This is a genomic window from Aquimarina mytili, from assembly GCF_016735115.1.
GTDB lineage: Bacteria > Bacteroidota > Bacteroidia > Flavobacteriales > Flavobacteriaceae > Aquimarina > Aquimarina mytili.
On the sequence record NZ_JAERQJ010000011.1, the window covers coordinates 102,431 to 124,481 of the forward strand.

Below are 22,051 nucleotides of genomic sequence, written 5' to 3' on the forward strand. Positions count from 1 at the left end.
ATATGACAAAGTAACTCATCAATCTTAATTCGTACTTCGTAAATCATCAATAGTCGATCGTAAATCAAAATTTTAACATTTAAGTTTTTCCAGTAACGAAAAATGAAACTGGTATTCTCTAATATTGCACCAGGAAACAAAAAAACAAGAAAGGAATGATGAGGAAAACCGTAATGCTAATGCTAAAAACAGGCTCTTTTGGGCCATTCAACAATTTTTATGAACCAGTCATCGAAAAAGGGAAAAATCCCCCCATTACCATTTAAAAATTAGTGGTACGTTTGCCGCTTCGCTTCAAAATAATTAACAATTATTAACATTTTTTATGCCTAATCTAACAATGTATAAAACTAAAAAGAGACATTTAGTATTGTCACTGATCACAATGCTTTTATCTGGCTTTTCTATATATGTAAAAGCTCAGGATAACCAACACGATTTTCATCCTAATAAACTTGCTGAGAGTATCGCTTCGAGTCCAGAAGTATCAAGTTTAGGAAATTATGGAAATATCAATGGAAACAAATACAATGGTACCATAAACTTATCAATTCCTATTTATAATTTAAATTTTGATGGTATAACACTACCGATTCAAATCTCTTATGATTCAAAAGGAGTAAGAACTAATCAAGATGCCAGCTGGGTAGGTTTGAATTGGAATTTAATGGCATACTCTGCCATAACTCGAACCATTAATGGTTCTGATGATTTAAGAGGAGAAACTACGTCTCGCGGTTTTTTATATAACAATTATAATGTTCAAGAACCCCAAGGGGCAGATCCTTATATACCATACAACCAGGTAAGAGATTTGCATACAGGTTTTGCAAGTATGCATATACCTATTGACATGGAGCCTGATTTATTCGAATTAAATCTTTTAGGAAAAGCCTATAAATTTAGATTCAAGAAAAAACAAGCTAATAGTGATATTGTTGAAACGGTGGTGTTCAATGATAATACGGTAAGAATAGTATTCAATTTTAGGAATAAATCTTTTACGATACGAGATGACAAAGGGTTTAAATTTATATTCGCTACCAAAGAGATTAATACTTCATTTAGTACGGTACCTCATATAAATACTGGACTAACACGTGCTTCAGATGATTTTCAAGCATTAATGGGCATATTTGCCGATCCTAATCGCAAAGAAGAAAGTATTATTACCAGTTGGCTCTTAAGTTCGATAGAATCTCCTTATGGTAGAAAAATAGTTTTTACATATAAAGAAGGGTTGCATTTTTCTTTCCCTCGATATAGTGAGTATACAGAAGTTAGTGACCAAAACCTAATACAATCAGATGGAAGTGGAATAACATCTGGTGGGATGTATGTACAAGCGACAACCACAGTTATAGAAAATCAATACCTGGAAAGCATTTATGGAGACTTTGGAGAAATCGAATTTATCCATGCTCCCCGATTGGATTTAGTAACTCCGTTAGTGTTCTCCAAAATGACAAATAATTCAAATATTTTTCTAGTTACGGCTAAAGGAGAAATACGAAGTCACCCTGCAACTCCTTCTTCAAAAGCACCTTTGTTATTAAACAATATTAAGGTCAAAAACTCAGATAACGAAGTAGTACGTGATATTGTATTCAATCATAGTTATTTCAATCAACATAAAAGTAATGATGTCCATAAAGAAAAATATTTAAGACTAAAACTGGACGAACTAGTTATTGACGATAAACGTTATAATTTTGAATACATAAGCCCAAACTCATTACCAACAAAAGACACAAAAGATGTTGATTTTTGGGGGTTTTATAACGGTGCTAATAACTCAGAAAGAATACCAAGTATAGGACGTTTTGTAACATCTGCCTATGCTGGTACTAATTTAGAAGTAGGTCAGGCTTATGTAGATAATACGATGGCCAATCGATCTGCAGCATTTGCACATAGCAAAATCGGAGCCCTAAATAAAGTAACGTACCCAACAGGAGGATATTCTGAGTTCGAATACGAAGGGCATGAGGCCTTAATAAAAGTTACACAACCTTATACGATTACAGAACGCCTGTCTAATGGCAGATATCGATGGACAAATCTAATCGATGAGGAAAAATACAATTTTACCTATCAATACCTTAAAAAAGCTAAAGATCCGTCATATCGATTAATAGATCACGTAGATCAAGGTGCTAATGAGGCGTTTGACGAAGTAAATGTCTCCACAAATAGCGAGTTTACGATTACAGAACCTACATCTTTTAAAGCTTCTGGTAGTCGTAAGTGCCATCATAATTGTGATAATGTTGGTTTTTATTCGGGTTACCCTATGAGAAGTATTTTAAATGTTGCAACCGGCCAAGAGCAAGTATTGTTTAACTATGGTACCTCGAATTTCAATGTGCAAAAAACGCTTTCTCCTGGTACGTATAAAGTGATCACTAAATCTTTACCATATTCGTCTAATAATCCGGGATGGCCTGGAATCGAGGTTGTCAATGAATCCAATATTTATAAGATTTATCTACCCAAAAATGTTGATAATCCTACAGCTCCTAGATTATATGAAGCTTTTGAAATAGGAGGGTTAAGAGTAAAAAGTATCACTAACTATTTAGAGGATAACTCCTTTAGCAATAAAAAAATATATGAGTATGACGTTGTAAATGCTTATAACGAAAAGGAGACTACAGGAATTTTAATGGATGATCTGCTTTATTTTTCAAAAGCCTATGGTTCTATTAGTTATACGCCCAGATTATGGGGGCAGTCTACACTTAAATTAGACTCAGAGTCTACATTAAGAACATTACCATCAGCTCAAGGTAGTCATATTGGGTACTCTGTAGTGTATGAAAAAGATGTAGATGCATCAGGAAATACAAATGGTACCATAGAAACAAAGTACGTAAACAACCCTAATGAATATCATAAGATTAGTTTTCGTAGACCATATTATGATTGGGGTGGCATATCGGGACATAACCCCCCTGATGTAAGTATTAAAAATGCTTTTGTTCTGGGAATTGCACCAAAAAATAGTTTTGGGTATATCAACGGTAATGTTACTGAAGAAATACTATATAATCAACAAGGCGATAGAGTAAGAAGTACTAAAAACAGATACAAAACATTATATGGTATTGCAAGTGATAGAAGTTTTGCCAGAGTAATGGCCTTTTATTATAATGGAGGTCCTCCAATGGATTGGGGTAACGATCATATGTCATATTTTACCTATAGATTTCCTCATCATTATGCGCAAAAATCTGTTTTAGAAGAAAGCACAACAGAAGAATATTTAAATGCAGTAATCAATACTACACAATCAAATGTGTTTAATGAAACTACACATCATCTTCGTATTTCTAAATCTAAAGACAGCGATAATCACGAAATAGAAACTAGATACTATTATCCTTACGATAGTGATGTGTATGATCTTCCGTATATGGATGAATTGCGAGAGGCAAACCGTATTAGCACTCCTGTAAAATCTGAAGCGTATAGAGATAATACCTTGCTAAATTCTCAGATAACGAATTATGGCTACAATATTTTTATTACACAAAATAGAGTGTTACAAAAATCTGTAGAAGCAGGAAAGGGAGTGATCACTACTGCAAATCCATTACAAAAAACAATTGAATTTGAACGTTATGATGACAGGGGGAATATTTTACAGTATAAAAAAGCAGATGGACCAACCATAAGTTATATCTGGGGGCATAATAAAATGTATCCTCTGGCCAAAATTGAAAATGCAACGTTTACAGAAGCCGCTGCTGCATTAGGTATTTCACAAGGTGAACTTATGAATTTCGATTTATCCTACTCGTTAGATACTCTGCGAGATAATCTTCCACAGGCCATGGTTACTACCTATACCTATGAACCCTTGATTGGGATGACGAGTATGACCAATCCCAAAGGATATACAACCTATTATGAATACGATAATTTTAATCGTTTGATGCACCAAAAGGATGCAGAAGAAAATATCACGAATAAATTTTATTATGGATATGCAGGTGTTACCGACTCATCTAGCGAATATGATCCTTTGGCAATACGTTTTAAAAACTTTCCTGAGTTTGCGGCAACGCACAAACAAACTGGTTTTCAGGTTACGATAAATGGTGGTTCTGGACAATATGATTATAAATGGGAGTTTGAAGCCCCAGATGGGAAAGTAACTACTATAGAAAACAAACCTTCCCATTATTTCCATTTCAAAATGGATCAGGCGGGGTATAATACTATTCGCGTTAAATTGACCGATAAGGTTACCGGCGAGAAAAAAACAATTACTCAAGGACTTACAGTATATGGTATAAATATCAATACACCTAGAGAAGTTAAGGTTGCTACAAATGCTTCGTTTAGTGTTGCAATTACTGGAGGTTCGGGTAATTATAGTTATAAGTGGTTGATCTATGGTAGAAATTTTAATCATACTCCCACTACAAGAACCTTTACTATGAATATGAGTCATAACTTTTATGGGATCGATAAATTTCTGATCTGCGAGGTTACCGATAATACAAAAGGACATACTATTAAAGTGTATAGAGATATTTCTGTATACGGTGCCGAAGTGGGACAAAGTTGGAACACGATTGTTGATGAATACTACAATTCATATATGAGAAAAGACTACAAAGCGATTCCATCAAAAGGATCAGGCGATTATACAATTACATGGACTAGCAGTGCCGATCCCAATAGACCTTATTTGGGAGATACATATGGAATCTCATTATATAACTGTGGAGAATCTGGTTACCTGGAGTGTACTGTAACCGATAACATGAGTGGACTGAAGCATACCAAAAAGATGAATTTTTACTTCAACCCCGATTATTGTAATAATAATGGAGGTGGTTCCGGTGGCGGTTCTGGTGGTGGGCCAGACCTTATTGATGATAGTGATAATCATAAACAATAAACGTATCACATGTTATATCAAAAACACAATTTAAAACAATATCAAATGCATACATTTAAGTTATATAGCTGTGGTTTATTTATGGTCCTGTCTTTTTTATCAGGATGGTCACAGCAGATCCAAATCAGTGACGAAAATTTTGTAATGGCTGTACAACCACAAGAACCATTCAAAAGAGCAGTGGACATTGATGCAGCACCTTTAGAGAAAAAAATCACTAGCATCACCTATTATGATGGATTAGGAAGACCAAAGCAACAAATTGCTGTAGGTGCCAGTCCAGCATTTTCTTCAAAAATCAATACAGTTCCAATAGATTGGGAAGTTGGACAAGGAAGTACGCCAAATTTTATCCAGAATGGAGGTACTTCAGAAAATAACCGTGAGATGGGGATCAGCCCTACAGGGCAGCAATCCATATTATGGAAATGTGGGAATGATGCAGCCAATGATGCCGATGGAGGATGGAACACCAAGTATTTTCAAATTGATAATAGACTTGGGTATCGTTATAGTGTATGGGTAAAACGTACTGGGTCTCAAAATGGATCTACATACCATGGAACACAAAATGTAAATACGCTTGACGGGGTACAGGATAACAACCCATATTTCTTTTATGGTGATTTACCGCAACTAGATACCTGGTATCTTATTGTTGGGATTATTCATCCTTATAATTATACAGGCCCTGATCAAGGAATCAGCGGGGTGTATGACATTAACGGAAACCGGGTATTGGACGGTAAAGAATTTAAATGGAGAAATGATGTACATACCTCTCGATTTAGAAGTTATTTGTTTTATAGTACAGATACTAATGTAAGACAGTATTTCTGGAACCCTATGATCCAAAAATTAGACGGTACCGAGCAAGGTGTTACAGATGTAAGTGTATTCAATACAACTAACGAGCTTACGATGGATTGGTCTCAAGGAAACGGGGGAACTCCCTTCTTCAATCAGAATGGAGGCACTTCAGAAAACCGTAGATTGTATGGCAATAATCCTCATGGCGAGTTTACTGTGCTTTGGAGATGTGGTAACGATGCAGGTCGCGATGCTGATGGAGGTTGGAACACCGACTATTTTACTGTAGATAAAACCCTGGAGTACCGATATAGCGTATGGGTAAAGCGAACCGGGTCACAAGATGGCTTAACCTATCACGGTACTAATAATGTAGAAAACCTTAATGGGGTAGCACAAAGTAATCCTTATTTCTGGTCTGGGGACCTGCCCAAATTAAATACTTGGTACCAGATGCGAGGAGTAATTCATCCATATGGATATACCGGAGGAGACAAGGGTATTAGTGGAGTGTATGATATTGATGGTAATAAAGTATCAGATGGAAATGAATTTAGATGGAGCAATACAACAACTACAGCAAGATTTAGAAGTTATTTATATTATAGTATCGATACTAATGTGCGCCAATATTTTTGGAATCCCGTAGTGCGAAAATTAGGAGGAGATGTTAATCCAGCCGCAGGCTCTATTCAAGAAGAAACAATAATCCCTGAAGATATTGTGACCCATCTCGAATATGATGAGTTTGGCAGACAAGCTAAAGAATATTTACCATTTAGTGCTTCGGGTAATAATGGTAGTTACAGAAATGTAAATACGCGTGCTCATATTAATGGATACTACCAAAATAAATATCCTGACGATTTTCCAGGGATTACAGATCTAAATCAGATCAATGCGTATAGCCAAAGTGTATACGAAGCCTCACCATTAAACAGGGTAAAAGAGCAAGGGGCACCAGGAGCAGCCTGGAAAGTTGATACAAACAGTGATACCGATCATACCATCAAATTTGATTGGAATACAAATGCGATTGCTGATAAAGTGGTATATTTTGAAGTAGCTTTTGAGAATGGTAATACCGAAAAACCAAAATTGACCAAAAGAACTGATGATTATGCCGCGGGACAATTATATGTCACCATTACCAAAGATGAAAATTGGCAACCTGGCCAAACCTATTCTAACGATCATACCACCAAAGAATATAAAGATAAGTTAGGTCGCGTGATTCTAAAACGTACGTTTAATAACAATATAGCTCATGATACCTATTATGTGTATGATGATTTCGGGAACTTAACGTACGAGCTGTCACCTAAGGTGGATATTAGTGACGGGGTAAGTCAGAGTGAACTGGATGAGTTATCTATACAATATCGTTATGATTATCGAAATCGTCCATATGCCAAGAAAATACCTGGTAAGGNTTTTACATAGTTGCGTTATAGACCCTGACGATAGGAAGTGCGACTATAACTACTAATTATGTAAAGATAGCTTTGGCTTTAGTGGTGGTGAGCGGTGGGGATAGTTCCAATGTTTTTTATTTTTTAGTGTTTTTAGAAGGTATGCGCTTGAAAAAAGGGTATCCGATTAAAAAAAATGCGTTAAGTATGATAGTTTCGGGAACTTAACGTACGAGCTGTCACCTAAGGTGGATATTAGTGACGGGGTAAGTCAGAGTGAACTGGATGAGTTATCTATACAATATCGTTATGATTATCGAAATCGTCCATATGCCAAGAAAATACCTGGTAAGGAATGGGAATATGTAGTTTATAATAAACTTGACTGGCCTATAATGACCCAAGATGCTAATCTTAGAGCAAACAATGAGTGGTTGTTTACTAAATACGATGCTTTTGGCAGAGTAGCTTATACAGGTAAGATTACTGATAATAGGGATCATAAAATAATGCAGGATGAAGTAAATGCACTAACTACTCCGCTATGGGTAGAGCGCGGTAGTGCTGTAATGATAGGTGGAGCTACAATGTATTATAACAATGGAGGTTACCCTAACACGCAGAATGCAGAAGTACTTACGGTTAATTATTATGATGATTATGACTTTTTAGGAACTACTCCTGTACAACAGTTAGCTAATCCGGGAACTGTATATAGTGAACCAGTATCTAATAGCACAAAATCCTTAGCAACAGGTACAAAAGTAAAAGTATTAGGTACTTCATATTGGATCACCACGGTTAGCTATCACGATAAAAAAGCCAGACCTATATGTGTTGCAACTACCAATGAATATTTAAATACTAGCGATATTGTAGAGACAAAATTTGATTTTGTTGGTAAAGTTGAAGAAACTACTACTAGACACAAGAAAGGCAATAATGCAGTCATTGTTACGATAGATCGTTTTGAATACGATCATATTGGTAGATTAACAAAACAAACTCAAACTATAGGAAATCAGGAAGAAACCATTGTAGAGAACACTTATGATGCTTTAGGGCAATTAGAATCTAAAGCCGTAGGTGGAGGATTACAGAATGTGGATTATAGTTACAATGTGAGAGGGTGGTTAAAAGGTATTAATGATGTAAATAATATGGGGAATGACCTTTTTGCTTTTGGTCTTAGCTATAATAATCCAACTGAAAACCTAGGAGCTGATCCACTATATAATAACAACATTAGTGAAACAATCTGGAAAACAGCTAATGATCTTACTAAGCGCGCATATGGATTTAACTATGATGCTATGAACCGTTTAATTAAGGCTAAAAGTAGTGATGGTAGATATGATTTAACCTCTGTGTCTTATGATAGAAATGGAAATATTTTAGCTTTACAACGAAAAGGAACAATAGTATTAAGCCCAGATATATCAAGAGTCAATGATTTTGGTATAATGGATAATTTAGGGTATACTTACGATGTAGGTAATAAACTAATGAGAGTAGCTGATACAGGGAACAAAACCTATGGTTTTAAAGATGGTACTAATACCAACGATGACTTTGAATATGACGATAATGGGAATATGATTATTGACCGTAACAAAGGTATTACGGGTATGACCTATAATCACCTTAATATGCCTGTAGAAGTTACTTTTAATAACTCTAGTTCAAAGAAAATTAGCTATGTGTACGATGCATATGGTGTTAAGCTTAAGAAACAGGTAACCAATGGTACTTCTGTAACAATGACAGAATATGCTAACAATTACATTTATGAGAATAATGAACTATCATTTTTTGATCATAAAGAAGGGTATGTAGAACCTGAAAGCGATGGAACTTATACTTATATTTACGAATATAGGGATCATCTTGGATCAGTAAGGTTAAGATATGCTGATAATGATAAAGACGGTAAAATTGATGTTGTTAGAAATGGTGTTGATATTGATGGAGACAATGATTACACGAATGAAATCCGAGAAGAGAAAAATTACTATCCTTTTGGGTTAGTTCAAAAAGGTTATAACTATACAATAAGAGGAAGAAAACATAACTTTGGATTTAATGGTAAAGAAGAACAAAACTCTTTAGATTTTGGTATGCTTGATTTTGGAGCTAGAAACTATGATCCTGCATTGGGTAGATGGATGAACATTGATCCGTTAGCAGAATTTATGCCTTCGTTCTCTCCTTTTTCATACGCTTTTGATAATCCTGTTCTTTATATAGATATTGATGGGATGTTACCAATGGGACCAGGAGATCGAGTAGCTGCTGCGAAAAGCATAAATAGTTCTGATACCAGAACTTATAAAATGGTAGGCGGAACAGCAGCATATAATGATAATTATGTAGATTGTTCTGAGTTTGCTAGAGAAGTAGCTCTAGCAGATGGTTATGATCCGGGTAGAGATAGTAGAACACAAGCAAAGTATTATCAAAATAGTGGACAATGGATCACAAATGTATCAGAAGTTAAAGCAGGGGATTTTGTATATTGGAGAAAACCGGGTACTACTAGGATCAGCCACACAGGGGTTGTAGCTAGGGTTAATGATGATGGTACTTTACATATTATACAGTCCACATATAATAAAGGAGGAATAAGTATAAATGATAAGTATAATACTTCAACAGATGGAGCGTTATGGAAAGGTGGTAAATTTGAAAGAGAATTTGTTGGAGCAGGAAGACCAGCAGGCGAAGGGTTTATAGGACCTTTAGCACAGTCTCAATTTGAAAGTACTATACAGTCTTTTTCACTTATTATACCCGAAGGAGAGTATATAAAGTATTTTAAAGAATCTAGTGCTTATCTTAATAGAGAAACAGCGACAAGTGTTAGTACGATTACGCCTAATGATATTACACCATCACCAACACCCGGACCAGTACCGGGGGGTGGAACTATACCTGTACCAGCTCCGGCACCAGCACCAGCACCGCTTCCAATAATACCACCACCAACACCAATTCTTGATTAAAACTATGAATATGAATAAAACACTTTTAAATGCCCTATGTATACTGCTTTTTATTACCAGTTGTAATAATGTAAGTAGTGAAAAGAAGGATGATATATCATCCGATAAAGTAAGTTCAAATGATATTACTAAAGAAAATGATAGTAAGAAAGATAATATAACTACTAACGATGAAGCTTCACATAAAATCTTTTCTATTAAGGAAGGAGAAGTTTATATCAATTGTAAATATATCAATGATAATGATGTTAATACAAAACAGAAGCTTTTTGATATTGAACTGGTTAAGGAAGATGGAGTAAAAGGTATGATTGCTATCGATAAAAATTATGCAAACTACCTATCAAAAGTAATAGGAAGAAGTAACTCTAGAAGTTTTTATCATTCATCTCCTAAATCAATCCCTTGTTCTGCAATTATTTATTTTATTAATGAAGACGAGACATCTTCTTGGTATCTTTTTGAGTTCGACAATAACGGAAAACTTGTAGATAAAATATTGTTGTCTCACAAAATTGATGATATAGCGGAACTTGTTGTAAAATCATATTCAGAAATAGTACAAGAAGAAAATTTAGTAAGAGTTACACTAGTTAAAAATATGTTAGATGATTATGTTGATCCAAATAACTACTCAGAATTAGTTGATTCTATCGTGTCAAACTATAATTTAGAAAAAGGTAAGTTACAGCTTAAATCTAAGGACAGTATAAGACGTAAAGTTGAAGTAAAAGAATAAACCTTTTACAGATTAGATTATGAAACAGTTATAGACTTAGGTTTGTAACTGTTTTTTTATGAATATGCTTTTTGCGTTTTATAGTCACGCAGGCACATATCAATAAAGTCATAGATATATTTTTTACGATCATCAGATAGGTTAGAAATATCTTCGATACGCTGTAAAACTTCTTTATCTTTTACTAATACAGAGGTATCTCCTGCTAAGAAGTCAAGAGAAACATTAAGAGCTTGTGCAATGTTCATGGCAATATCAATAGATGGAGTACGCTCGTTACGTTCATATCTACCTATAATAGCAGAAGAAGTACCAATTAAAGAAGCTAACTCCTCACGCTTTATACCTTTTTCTGTTCTAATATTTTTTAATCTATTGCCAAAAGTTGTACTCATAATGTATCAATAATCACCATTCTGTGATGGATTAAGCAAAAATATATCATCAAATGGTAAAAAACAAATCCAAAAGTATTGTTTAAAAATAACAGATTGTCTACATTTGTCACCAAAGTGTAACAAAAAAATATTTTTCACAATGCTAAAAACACACAACCCACACAATTACAGTTACATCAATGCATACTTAGAAATCCACATTTTGGGCGGCATTAAGTTCAACAATCTAGAGCGTATGCGAGTAACGATGAGCGTACAAAAACCTAAAAGTATCAATGTATTACGACATAGTATCGATTTGTATAATGACAATATGATCGAGAAATTAGTACGTAAGATCGCAGAACGTATCGAGATTGGTACAAGTGTGACCAGAAAAACTTTGCAAGAGTTAACCGCAGCACTAGAGCAATATCGTATGGAAGAACTAGAACGAGAGAAGGAAGCTAACCAAATACAAGTAGAAGAACTCTCCGCCACAGAAGAACAAGCAGCCATTACCTTTTTAAAATCTAAAGACCTACTTAAAAAAACGAATGAACTTATTGGTAAATCTGGTGTTATAGGTGAAGAAACCAACAGATTATTAATGTACCTGATCTTTACATCAAGAAAGACTAACAATCCATTACATTGCATTAGTCTTGGTAGTTCAGGAGTTGGTAAGACGCATTTACAATCTAAAGTGGCAGAACTCATACCCGATGAAGATAAAATAGAGATCACTGTATTATCAGCGAATGCTTTTTACTACTTTAATAGAACAGAATTACGAAACAAACTGATCTTAATCGAAGATCTGGACGGTGCAGAATCGGTACTTTATCCACTTAGAGAATTACAATCTAAAAAGAGAATCACAAAAACAGTGGTTCATAAAGATCGAAAAGGAACTACCAAAACCATACACTTAACTGTAGAAGGACCTGTGAGTGTTGCAGGTTGTACCACTCAAGAATCAGTTTACGAAGATAATAGTAACAGGAGCTTCTTGCTCTATATTGATGAAAGTGAAGAACAGGATAAAAAGATTATGGATTATCAGCGTTTACTCTCTGCAGGTAAACGAAATCAGAAAGAAGAATTTGAATCCGCACGTTTTTTACGAAGTGTACAACGATCATTAAATACGGTATCAGTTCGTAATCCTTATGCAGAATACTTGACCTTGCCTGTATCAGTTTTTAAACCACGAAGAACCAATGCACATTACTTACAATTTATAGAAGCCATTACCTTTTACAAACAATGGCAACGTAAAAAGAAAACCGATAAAGAAACAGGAGAAATATATGTAGAAACTACTATTGATGATATACAGCAAGCCAACGAGATTATTAAAGAGGTGTTACTACGTAAAAGTGACTTGATCACAGGAGCCGCCCGAAATCATCTGGAAAGGTTGAAAACCTATCTTAAAGACAATGAGCAAACCACTTTTACTAATGCTGAAATCAGAAAGCAATTACATATCAAAGAAAGTACATTACGAGGCTATCATAAACAACTACAGGAAGAAGGATATATAAAACGAGTGAAGAAAAAGAAAACTAAGAGTTACTGTTTTGAGATTGTAGATATGAAAGAATATGATTGGCTCAGAGCCAGTATTGATAATGCTTTAAAGGGTTGTTTGCAACAAATAGAACTTGGATTAGTGGCAAATTAACTCGCGAGTCGCAACCAACTCGCAACCTCTCTACTTACGAGGATAACCAAAAGAAAGCCAGTTCATTATCTGTACTGCGCTACAACATCACAAAAAAGACATACCGATGAAAAAATTAAAGTTAGAAAACTCTAGCTATAGAGCTTTATTATCCAATTTTAAAGAATGGTTAGATATATTAGGGTATAGTAAAGGGGTTACTATTTATTACCCTGCTTACGTACAAGAATGTTTGTACTGGCTAGAAATACATAACTATAACGACTTGAGATTAGTTACCTCTAGTATTATAAAAACCTACTATAATTATCTCAAAGAACGCCCCAATCAAAGCAGATCAGGAGCATTAAGTGTTCATAGTTTAAATAACCATATCAATGCATTACACCGATTTAATGAGTTTTTGCACAAACAAGGTGGTAAAAAGATACCCTTACAATTACACTTAGAGAAAATCGATCCGTTAGCCAGTATCAACATTGTTACTCAATCCGAGATCAAACAACTTTTTAAAGCAACAGTATATAAAAATACAGAAGAGCGTATGCAACTTAGGGATAAAGCAATGCTTGTGGTACTCTATAGTTGCGGGCTTAGGAGAAATGAAGCGGTAAATCTACATCTTAGCGATATCCTTTTTGATAAACAATTAGTCTACGTACGTAAAGGAAAGAATTATAAAGAACGATACGTGCCCATCAACGAGTACAATATGCGAATACTAGAAGACTATGTCTTTGAAGGTCGTCCACAGTTCCCTAATCTGAATGATAGCGAAGCCTTTTTTATGAATTATCACGGTAATCCTATGGGAGGTCAAGCAATGAAAATACGTCTGCGTGATTTAATCAAAAGTACAGGCGATACAGAACTGATCGAGAAAAAAATCACACCTCATAAACTACGTCATAGCATTGCTACTCACTTGTTACAAAACGGTGTGCCTATTGCAACAATCAAACAGTTTTTAGGACATAGTAGTTTAGAGAGTACACAAATCTATACCCACATCATAAAACAAAAATTATGAAAACCACATTTGTATCCTATCTCTATACTAAAAAATATAGTGAATCTACCATACGTGTATACCTAACCAAGAATGACCGTTTTATAGCTTGGGCAAGATCACAAGGTATAAATCCTAAAAAGGTCAATTATAGAAAGCTGTTACAGTATATTAAATACTTACATAGTAAAAAGTATCAACCCCAATCTATTAATGGAGAGTTAATGGCAATAAGGCAATACTTTGAATATCTGATTAGCGAAAATCGTAGGGGTGATAATCCAGCAGAAGGGTTACACATCAAAGGTAGCAGAAAGAAAGTATTACATAATTTATTAAATAGTGAAGAACTAGAAGACTTGTATTATAGTTATCAAACCGATCATAAAAATAGTCTTGTACACGCGAGTTTATGTAGAGAAAAAGTAATGTTAGGTTTTATGGTATTCCAAGGCATTACCGCAGAGGAACTTTACCAACTTAAAGAAGAACACGTACAATTACAAAAAGGTAAAATCTATATACCGAGTACTAAAAAAAGTAATAGTAGAGAGTTAGTCTTTAAAGCTTGGCAAATGATGGAACTGCAAAACTATATCCAAAACATACGGGAACAGATATTAAACTATAGTAGAACCACACAAGATGAAGAACAATTTTTTTATGGTAGTAAATCACAGATTAACGGTATTATTACTCGAATTAGTCGACGAATAAAAAAGTATAATACCAGAGCCAGAAATCATAACCATATTAGGGCATCAGTTATCGTAGGTTGGATGAAACAATATGATGACTTACGGCAAGTACAATACTTAGCAGGTCATAAACATATTACATCTACAGAAATGTATCAGCAAAACGATCTGGAGCAATTGCATAAAGTAATCAATACTTTGCATCCAATTAGTTAAAAACGATAAAAAAGTACGTTTTTAAGTACTTATTATTATCTTTGTGGTATGGAAACAGTAAACTATACAGATTTTCGTTCAAATCTAAAGCATTGGTTCGACAAAGTGGTCAATGATGTAAGCGATATCATTATCAAGCGTAAAAATGGTAAAGATCTTGTATTAATATCATTAGATGAATATAACTCATTAAAGGAAACTACCTATCTGCTAACAGGAAAAAATAGAGATATTTTATTAAACTCTATTAAAGAATTAGAAGCAGGGAATGGTATAGAAAAAGACTTAATCGAATAAATGAAATTAACTTGGTCTACTTCCTCTTGGGAAGATTATTTGTATTGGCAAAAGGTCGATAAGAAAATAGTAAAACGAATTAATGAACTCATTAAAAGTTGTATACGAACACCCTTTGAGGGCATAGGAAAACCCGAAGCTTTAAAAGGAGATTTACAAGGATATTGGTCAAGACGTATTACATCAGAACATCGCTTGGTTTATAAATACGAAAAAGATCAATTATTAATAGCAGCCTGTCGTTATCATTACGGTAAATAGCCAAGTGACTCCCTACGGTCGGTGAGTTATTATGGGCGCATCAAAATGCTTTGCCCATAAGCTGTTATAAGGTGTTCCTTCGTCACGCCACAAGCTATTTTTTGTTATTCCACAAGTGCAGAAAAAGCACTTGTTCCATACCGTTACGACTTCCTCACCTTCGGTCGTCAGCTTCCACTACAAACAAATAGTCTTGCTCTGTTCCTCTCTCACCCGTAGCTACTTTTTTGCTTAAAAACGATAAAGAACGCTATCGCTATAAATAAGTTAAGCAAAACCGCTACTTCATGGGCTACGCCGCTTGGTCACAGCCTAGCCGATTATTTATGTTGAAGTTAATATCTGATAAATAAGAAAACATAAAAATCGTCTGGCACACAAAACCGTTACACTCTTTTTTGTGTGTCGGCTGCTCCTCTCCGCTAGGCTCTCGCCTTGTTCTGCGTTCGCCACGCAGGCATCTTCAATCGCCAGATGGCTAGCATTTTTTAAAACTGAAGATTGCAGCGGCATCTATCAACGCTTAAATCTTCAGTTTTAAAAAACGGAAACTACTTTTTACCGTAAAAAAGTTTATCTTTAAGAGTAATTTACTTTAAAAAAATATTGCAATGAAAGACGAAGAAGATAATAATAGTTCATCATCCACAGAATCAAACGAGGATAATAGTTCTAGGATTCCAAACAGGGATTACACAACATACATAGATAAGGGAGAAAATAATGACAAACTGAATAAATAAATGTAATCAATATTGAGAGTATTACAGTCCTAATATTTTTTTGATATTTATTTAACCTAGTCCTATGCTCTTCAATATTATTATCGATAGCATTTTGTAATGATGTTACTTTAGTGTAGAGGATATTTTTAGTAGTATCCTCTGGAATGTCTTTAATTATATCATCGTTAAAAAACCTAAACGGCTTAATGCCGCTCAAGCCAATTTTTACAAATAAAATACTATATATGTTATAGATCGGGATAGCAAAAAGTATAAGTAGTAAAACTGAAGATATCAATAAGATAACATTCTTATCTCCTGCAATATTCTTTATTAGAAAAGCAAAAATCGCTAACTCAGAACCAACAAGAATATTAAAAAAGAAAGTTAACTTAGAAGTTAAATCTTTCTCAGAATTATAGGTGTCTTTTAAAAGTTTATCTCCTTCGTTTATAATTGTTCTTAAGTCTTCAATACTTACTAAATCATAGTATTTATCATCAATAGATTTTATATCTCTTTCCATCTAACTAAAATATTAAAAAGATCGTTGCAAATAATATTTTAATTAAAAAGCGGAATGCGGTGGCTGTAGCGATTGAACTTCCGCTTTTTATTAAAATACTAGCCAAATGGCGACTGAATGCCGCGCAAAGAGTATAAAAACGGTCTAAAATGCTCCCAAACTCGTCCAAATCACGTCTACGAGGCGATAATAGTGGTATAGTATTATAATATCTTCCGTAAAAATAGCTCGTTAGAAGTCAAAATCTTCAAGTATAGCAATCGGTGCGCGGCTATTTTACATAGTTGCGTTATAGACCCTGACGATAGGAAGTGCGACTATAACTACTAATTATGTAAAGATAGCTTTGGCTTTAGTGGTGGTGAGCGGTGGGGATAGTTCCAATGTTTTTTATTTTTTAGTGTTTTTAGAAGGTATGCGCTTGAAAAAAGGGTATCCGATTAAAAAAAATGCGTTAAGTATGATAGTTTTGGAAACCTTACGTATGTACTACCACCCAAAGTAACTACTGACAATGGTGTATCGATTAGCGAGCTTGCCGAGCTATGTTATCAATACAAATATGATAATAGAAATAGACTGATCGAAAAGAAAATCCCGGGTAAAGGATGGGAATATATTGTATATAATAAACTGGATCTACCAGTGATGACCCAAGATGCAAACTTAAAAGCACAAGGTAAATGGTTATTTACTAAATATGATGCTTTTGGTAGAGTAACGTACACAGGGGTCATCCAAAATAATAGTGAAAGGGTTGCTATGCAAGATTCTGCAAACAACACTACAGTATATACACAATATGAAACTAAGCAAAGTACTGCCAATGCCATTGCAGGTACTACGATCTATTACAGTAATGATGCTATCCCACAAGGAATAACCGAAATACATACGATTAACTATTATGATGATTATACATTTGATCGACCTGGGATTAGTGCACCGCCATTGGTATTGGGGCAAACGGTAGATGTAAATGCCAAAGGGTTGCCTACGGGATCAAAAATCCGTGTATTAGGGACCAATCAATGGATTACCACAGGTACTTTTTATGATCAAAAAGGAAGAGCGATCTATGTTTCTAGTACAAATGATTATTTGAATACAGCCGATATTATAGAAACTAAATTAGATTTTGTGGGTAAGGTCGAAAAAACCAAAACTACCCATACCAAAGGGAGTAATGCCGCCATTGTTACGATTGATACTTTTGAATATGACCATATGGGCCGATTGCTTACCCAAACTCAAAAGATCAATGATCAGCCAGAAGAAGTGATCGTCGCCAATACCTATGACGAATTAGGACAACTACAATCAAAAATTGTAGGAGGTGGGTTGCAAAATGTAGACTACAGCTACAATATACGTGGCTGGCTCAAAGGGATCAATGATGTTACTCAGTTAGGAAATGATCTTTTTGGTTTTGCGATAGATTACAATAGTGGTATTAGCCCATTATATAATGGTAATATCTCAAGGACTTCGTGGCAAACGGCCAATGACAATACTAAACGTTGGTATAATTATGAGTACGATGCTTTAAATAGGATCGAAAACGCAATAGGTAATAGCGGCAACTTTACAGTAAGTAATATTAGCTATGATAAAGTTGGAAATATTTTGAGTTTAGATCGACAAGGGCTTATCAATACCACTACCAATACTTTTGGTGCGATGGATAAGCTAAGTTACCATTATGATAGTGGCAACAAGCTATTAAGTGTTACTGATACCGCAAATAAAGATTACGGTTTTAAAGAGGGTACTAATACCAATGATGATTTTGAGTATGATGCCAATGGTAACATGATCATAGATCGTAACAAAGGTATTACCGGGATTACCTACAATCATCTTAATCTACCAGAAATAGTTGCCATCTCTAATAGTAAAGGTACCGGAAATATTACCTATATTTACGACGCTACTGGAGCAAAATTAAAAAAGATTGCTCCTAGTGGAGGTTCTTTTATAGAAACAGAGTATGCTGGTAATTACGTCTATAAGAATGGGAACCTAGAGTTTTTTAACCACCCAGAAGGAATCGTAGAGAAAGAAGCTGATGGGTATAAGTATGTCTATCAGTTTAAAGATCATCTAGGTAATGTAAGACTGTCTTATAAAGATGCTGACAAGAATGGGTCAATCTCTCAAAGTGAGATTGTACAAGAGAAGAATTATTATCCTTTTGGGTTGACACACAAAGGGTATAACTCTGCTGTAAATGGTAGAAACCATAACTATGGTTTTGGTGGAGTTGAAGAACAGGATGAACTTGGTTTAGAATGGCTTGATATTACTGCTAGGAATTATGATCCCGCTATTGGTAGATGGATGAACCTTGATCCATTGGCAGAATCTATGCGTAGACACTCACCTTATAACTTTGCGTTTGATAACCCTGTTTTCTTTTTAGATCCAGATGGGATGATGCCATGTCCAAATGGGGATTGTGGAAGTGCTGGAGATGCTGTGCCAATTAGTTCAGGTCAAAGTTTAAGAATAGCAGTAGTACGTAAGGCAAAAAGTTTATGGAATTCTTTTACAACCATTGCTAGTAGAAGTGCTAGTCAAAATGTAGCTGCTGCTTTAACTAGTATAAGTAGTAATGAAAACCTAGGTAATGGTGTTAGAGCTGCGAGTAACGGAGATGTCGCTGGTGTAGCAAATGCTGTTAGCGAATCAGTTAATTCTTCAATAGATCAAATAGCAGCAGAAGAAGGTTTAAGCAGAGCTAATGCTGTTAGTGTTATGGGAGCTGGAGTAGCTATTGATGTTGCAACGACCGTTGCAACAGATGGAATGGTATCAAGCGTTACTAAAGGCACGAATATTGTAAGTAAAGCTGATGACCTTGTTTCAACAAGTAAAAATACGGGCAAAGTAGTAAGTAAACCTAATATTACTGCTCCTTATAAAAGACCATCTAATGCAACTACTCCATCAATGCGAAAGCATGTAAATGAAGTAGGAAAAGAAACAGGTTGTGCAAAATGTGGAACTAAAACTGATAAATATATAGCAGGTCACAAAAAGGCATTAGTTGAGGAGTATTACGAAACTGGAACAATAGATCAAACAAATATGAGAAGTAATAGTGCTATTCAGCCAGAGTGCTCAACTTGCTCAAATCAAGAAGGTGCTGCAATGAGTAAGTTTTCAAAGCAAAAAAAGAAGGAACATGGATTTAATTAATAAATATATAGAGGAACAAAAGGCTACTTGTGTCAAATATGATGCAAATTATGTAGAAGCTGATTGGGAGATGTTTATAGGTCTTGGTAGAGGCTTTGATCCAAAACAAAACCCTATTAATGGTTTACGTCATCCAATACATGATCAAACTACAGGTTGGTACATATGGTCAGGAGAAGATTTTGACAAAAGTGATGACACTTTTTTTGAACCAGTTCATTTACATCACTTAATAGAAACTTACCCAGATATAATAAAGTTCTTAGGTCTTGAGCCTGGTTGGAGATTTTTAGTAGCAGATAATGCTAGCTATGTTGATGTTTGGGAAGATCTAAGCTTATTAGATGCGGTAGATTGAATAAATAACTAAATATTAAGAAAGTCACTCTTAGGAGTGGTTTTTTGTTTAGAAAAGTACTTGAAATAGTTTTAAGAAGATCCAAATCTTTTTGAAAATCTTAAAAAGTAGTGATAATGTTTTGTCAAACTCTTTAAGAAAAGAGTTTACTGCTTTTACGATTTTTGTTAAACCTTTAATGGTTTTTACAATTTTTTTAGTCACTTACATGCACTTGGTCAATCGCCTTCATATTTAAATATTTAAAATTAATAAAAAAATTTACAAATCTATTGCGCTAATTTTTGCACTTTACGTTTAGTAATAAAGGCATCGATTAGCTTTTTTACAGTACCTCTATCATCTTCATCCATCTGTTCTACTTCTTTAAATTGAGATAACAGTTCTGCATCACCTAAGGCATCTTGCGCTTTTTGTTCCAGAGAACCATTTACAATATAGTCAATAGAAACCCTGATAGCGCGGATTTGCAATCCGTGCAACAACAGATAAAAAAGACTACTTAATTGTGGTCTTTTTCTATTTGGCACGAGACAGTTTCATTTTTTAAAACTAGTATATACTATCATTGTAGATAATTTTAGCAACGTAATACATGTCTACAAAGTATAAAGCCACAATGCCCAATGTGGGATATTTTATCACGATAACTACCGTAGGATGGATTGATGTTTTTACTAGGGTAAGACAAAAGTATGTTATTATTGATAGTTTACACTATTGTCAACATAAGAAAGGATTAGAAATCTATGCTTATTGTATTATGCCGAGCCATATTCATATGGTTTGTAAGGCAAAAGAAGGATGTGTATTATCAGATGTCATTCGAGATTTTAAGAAGTTTACTTCCAAAAAGATCATTGAAACCATTATAAACTACCCAGAGAGTAGAAGAGAATGGATGTTAACATATTTCAGTAAAGCATGTGAACATTTAAAAAGAAAACAACAATATAAAGTCTGGCAAGATGGATATCATGCAGAAATGATTAATTCGAGTTGGTTTTTAAAACAAAAAATAAATTATATTCATAATAATGCTGTAGTAGATAAAATTGTAAAACATCCAGAAGATTATATATTTAGTTCTGCTAGAAATTATGCTGATTTAGGTCATGAGTTGGATGTGGTGGTTTTACCTTTGTTTTAGCTTAAGATATGGCACGGATTGTAAATCCGCAGCATCAGGAGTCCTGCCAATACTAATTCATCAAAACCCGTTGACCACAATGACGTTGAAAAACAATAACTATATATTTAGAGCAATTACTTTAATCATATTAGTGTTAACACTAATTGGTATTATAAATTATTTTCATGGAAGTGAACCCCTATGGTTAATGCTATTAACTTTTGGTTTGATTTCATTGATAATTGAAGTTTACATGTTGTTTAGGCATCTTAACTTCAAGAATGTAGCCATGTTGATATTAAATATCACTTTTTTGGGGTTAGTATGTTTTTTCTATTTTTATGGGAAATCACTAATAGTGAACTGATCTTTACTACATATAATTAACAATAACCTAAAGCAGCTACAGCAATGTAGCTGTTTTTTTATGCTCTAAAGTGAAGTAATGCTACAATTGATATGACTTTCCACATGGACACTACAAACCACGATCGCTTGGATATGATAGCGCGGAAATGTTTTCCGTGCCGAGTATGGGTTGTATCGTCCTAAAAAAAGTTTACATATTTTACATTAATCCTAAAATAGATTTACAACGTATTTTTAGTCCTATTATTGATTTACAATGATAGGACTTTTTGTATAATAATTCTTCCATAGCTTTTCAGTTTTTAAATTATTTCGAT

Annotated in this window: 15 protein-coding genes; 12 read left to right on the forward strand and 3 right to left on the reverse strand. The window is 34.4% G+C overall.

From position 1 onward, the window contains the following. Positions 1-325 precede the first annotated feature (325 nt). The 4 genes from JJQ60_RS19495 to JJQ60_RS19510 all read left to right on the forward strand — a co-directional run bounded on the left by JJQ60_RS19495 (position 326) and on the right by JJQ60_RS19510 (position 10,875). A complete protein-coding gene (locus tag JJQ60_RS19495) occupies positions 326-4,912 on the forward strand; it encodes a hypothetical protein (protein WP_201924082.1) in 4,587 nt (1,528 codons plus the stop codon). Positions 4,913-5,056: 144 nt separating this feature from the next. Beyond that, positions 5,057-7,165, forward strand: a complete 2,109-nt coding sequence (locus JJQ60_RS19500) for a DUF6443 domain-containing protein (RefSeq protein WP_455423521.1) — start codon at positions 5,057-5,059, stop codon at positions 7,163-7,165. Between the two features lie 217 nt (positions 7,166-7,382). Beyond that, positions 7,383-10,136 (forward strand): RHS repeat-associated core domain-containing protein, encoded by a 2,754-nt coding sequence (locus JJQ60_RS22325; RefSeq protein WP_201924085.1) that lies wholly within the window; start codon positions 7,383-7,385, stop codon positions 10,134-10,136. Between the two features lie 10 nt (positions 10,137-10,146). After that, on the forward strand, positions 10,147-10,875 hold the full coding sequence (locus JJQ60_RS19510; protein ID WP_201924086.1) for a hypothetical protein: 729 nt from the start codon (positions 10,147-10,149) through the stop codon (positions 10,873-10,875). 56 nt (positions 10,876-10,931) lie between these two features. On the opposite strand, the gene JJQ60_RS19515 is transcribed toward JJQ60_RS19510, so the two are convergent. Beyond that, positions 10,932-11,270 (reverse strand): helix-turn-helix domain-containing protein, encoded by a 339-nt coding sequence (locus JJQ60_RS19515; RefSeq protein WP_201924087.1) that lies wholly within the window; start codon positions 11,268-11,270, stop codon positions 10,932-10,934. 142 nt (positions 11,271-11,412) lie between these two features. Between JJQ60_RS19515 and JJQ60_RS19520 the strand changes: the two genes are divergently transcribed. From JJQ60_RS19520 to JJQ60_RS19540, 5 genes are all read left to right on the forward strand, one after another. Beyond that, complete coding sequence (locus JJQ60_RS19520) at positions 11,413-12,942, forward strand: hypothetical protein (protein WP_201924088.1); 1,530 nt, start codon at positions 11,413-11,415, stop codon at positions 12,940-12,942. 106 nt (positions 12,943-13,048) lie between these two features. Further along, positions 13,049-13,972, forward strand: coding sequence for a tyrosine-type recombinase/integrase (locus tag JJQ60_RS19525; protein ID WP_201924089.1), 924 nt, complete (start codon positions 13,049-13,051; stop codon positions 13,970-13,972). Then, complete coding sequence (locus tag JJQ60_RS19530) at positions 13,969-14,865, forward strand: tyrosine-type recombinase/integrase (protein WP_201924091.1); 897 nt, start codon at positions 13,969-13,971, stop codon at positions 14,863-14,865. Before JJQ60_RS19525 ends, JJQ60_RS19530 begins: the two co-directional genes overlap by 4 nt. Positions 14,866-14,913: 48 nt before the next feature. After that, positions 14,914-15,162 (forward strand): type II toxin-antitoxin system Phd/YefM family antitoxin, encoded by a 249-nt coding sequence (locus JJQ60_RS19535; RefSeq protein ID WP_201924093.1) that lies wholly within the window; start codon positions 14,914-14,916, stop codon positions 15,160-15,162. Beyond that, positions 15,163-15,423 carry a Txe/YoeB family addiction module toxin gene (locus tag JJQ60_RS19540; protein ID WP_201924095.1) on the forward strand — a complete coding sequence of 87 codons (261 nt, stop codon included), beginning with the start codon at positions 15,163-15,165 and terminating at the stop codon, positions 15,421-15,423. Between the two features lie 672 nt (positions 15,424-16,095). Here JJQ60_RS19540 and JJQ60_RS19545 read toward each other — a convergent pair. After that, positions 16,096-16,674: a hypothetical protein gene (locus JJQ60_RS19545; protein WP_201924097.1), complete on the reverse strand. Its 579-nt coding sequence runs from the start codon at positions 16,672-16,674 to the stop codon at positions 16,096-16,098. A gap of 648 nt (positions 16,675-17,322) precedes the next feature. Here JJQ60_RS19545 and JJQ60_RS19550 point away from each other — a divergent pair. Together JJQ60_RS19550 and JJQ60_RS19555 are read left to right on the forward strand one after the other, a co-directional pair. Then, entirely contained in the window at positions 17,323-19,875 is a 2,553-nt protein-coding gene (locus JJQ60_RS19550; protein WP_201924099.1) for an RHS repeat domain-containing protein, read from the forward strand. Next, the gene (locus JJQ60_RS19555) at positions 19,862-20,233 is read left to right on the forward strand and encodes an immunity protein Imm33 domain-containing protein (protein ID WP_201924101.1); all 372 of its coding nucleotides are present in this window, start codon (positions 19,862-19,864) and stop codon (positions 20,231-20,233) included. Before JJQ60_RS19550 ends, JJQ60_RS19555 begins: the two co-directional genes overlap by 14 nt. A 269-nt stretch (positions 20,234-20,502) precedes the next feature. Here the strand turns inward: JJQ60_RS19555 and JJQ60_RS19560 are convergent, their stop codons facing one another. After that, a complete protein-coding gene (locus tag JJQ60_RS19560; RefSeq protein ID WP_201924103.1) occupies positions 20,503-20,763 on the reverse strand; it encodes a hypothetical protein in 261 nt (86 codons plus the stop codon). 65 nt (positions 20,764-20,828) lie between these two features. Here JJQ60_RS19560 and JJQ60_RS19565 point away from each other — a divergent pair, with 65 nt between their 5' ends. After that, positions 20,829-21,383: an REP-associated tyrosine transposase gene (locus tag JJQ60_RS19565; RefSeq protein WP_201924105.1), complete on the forward strand. Its 555-nt coding sequence runs from the start codon at positions 20,829-20,831 to the stop codon at positions 21,381-21,383. Positions 21,384-22,051: the final 668 nt, after the last annotated feature.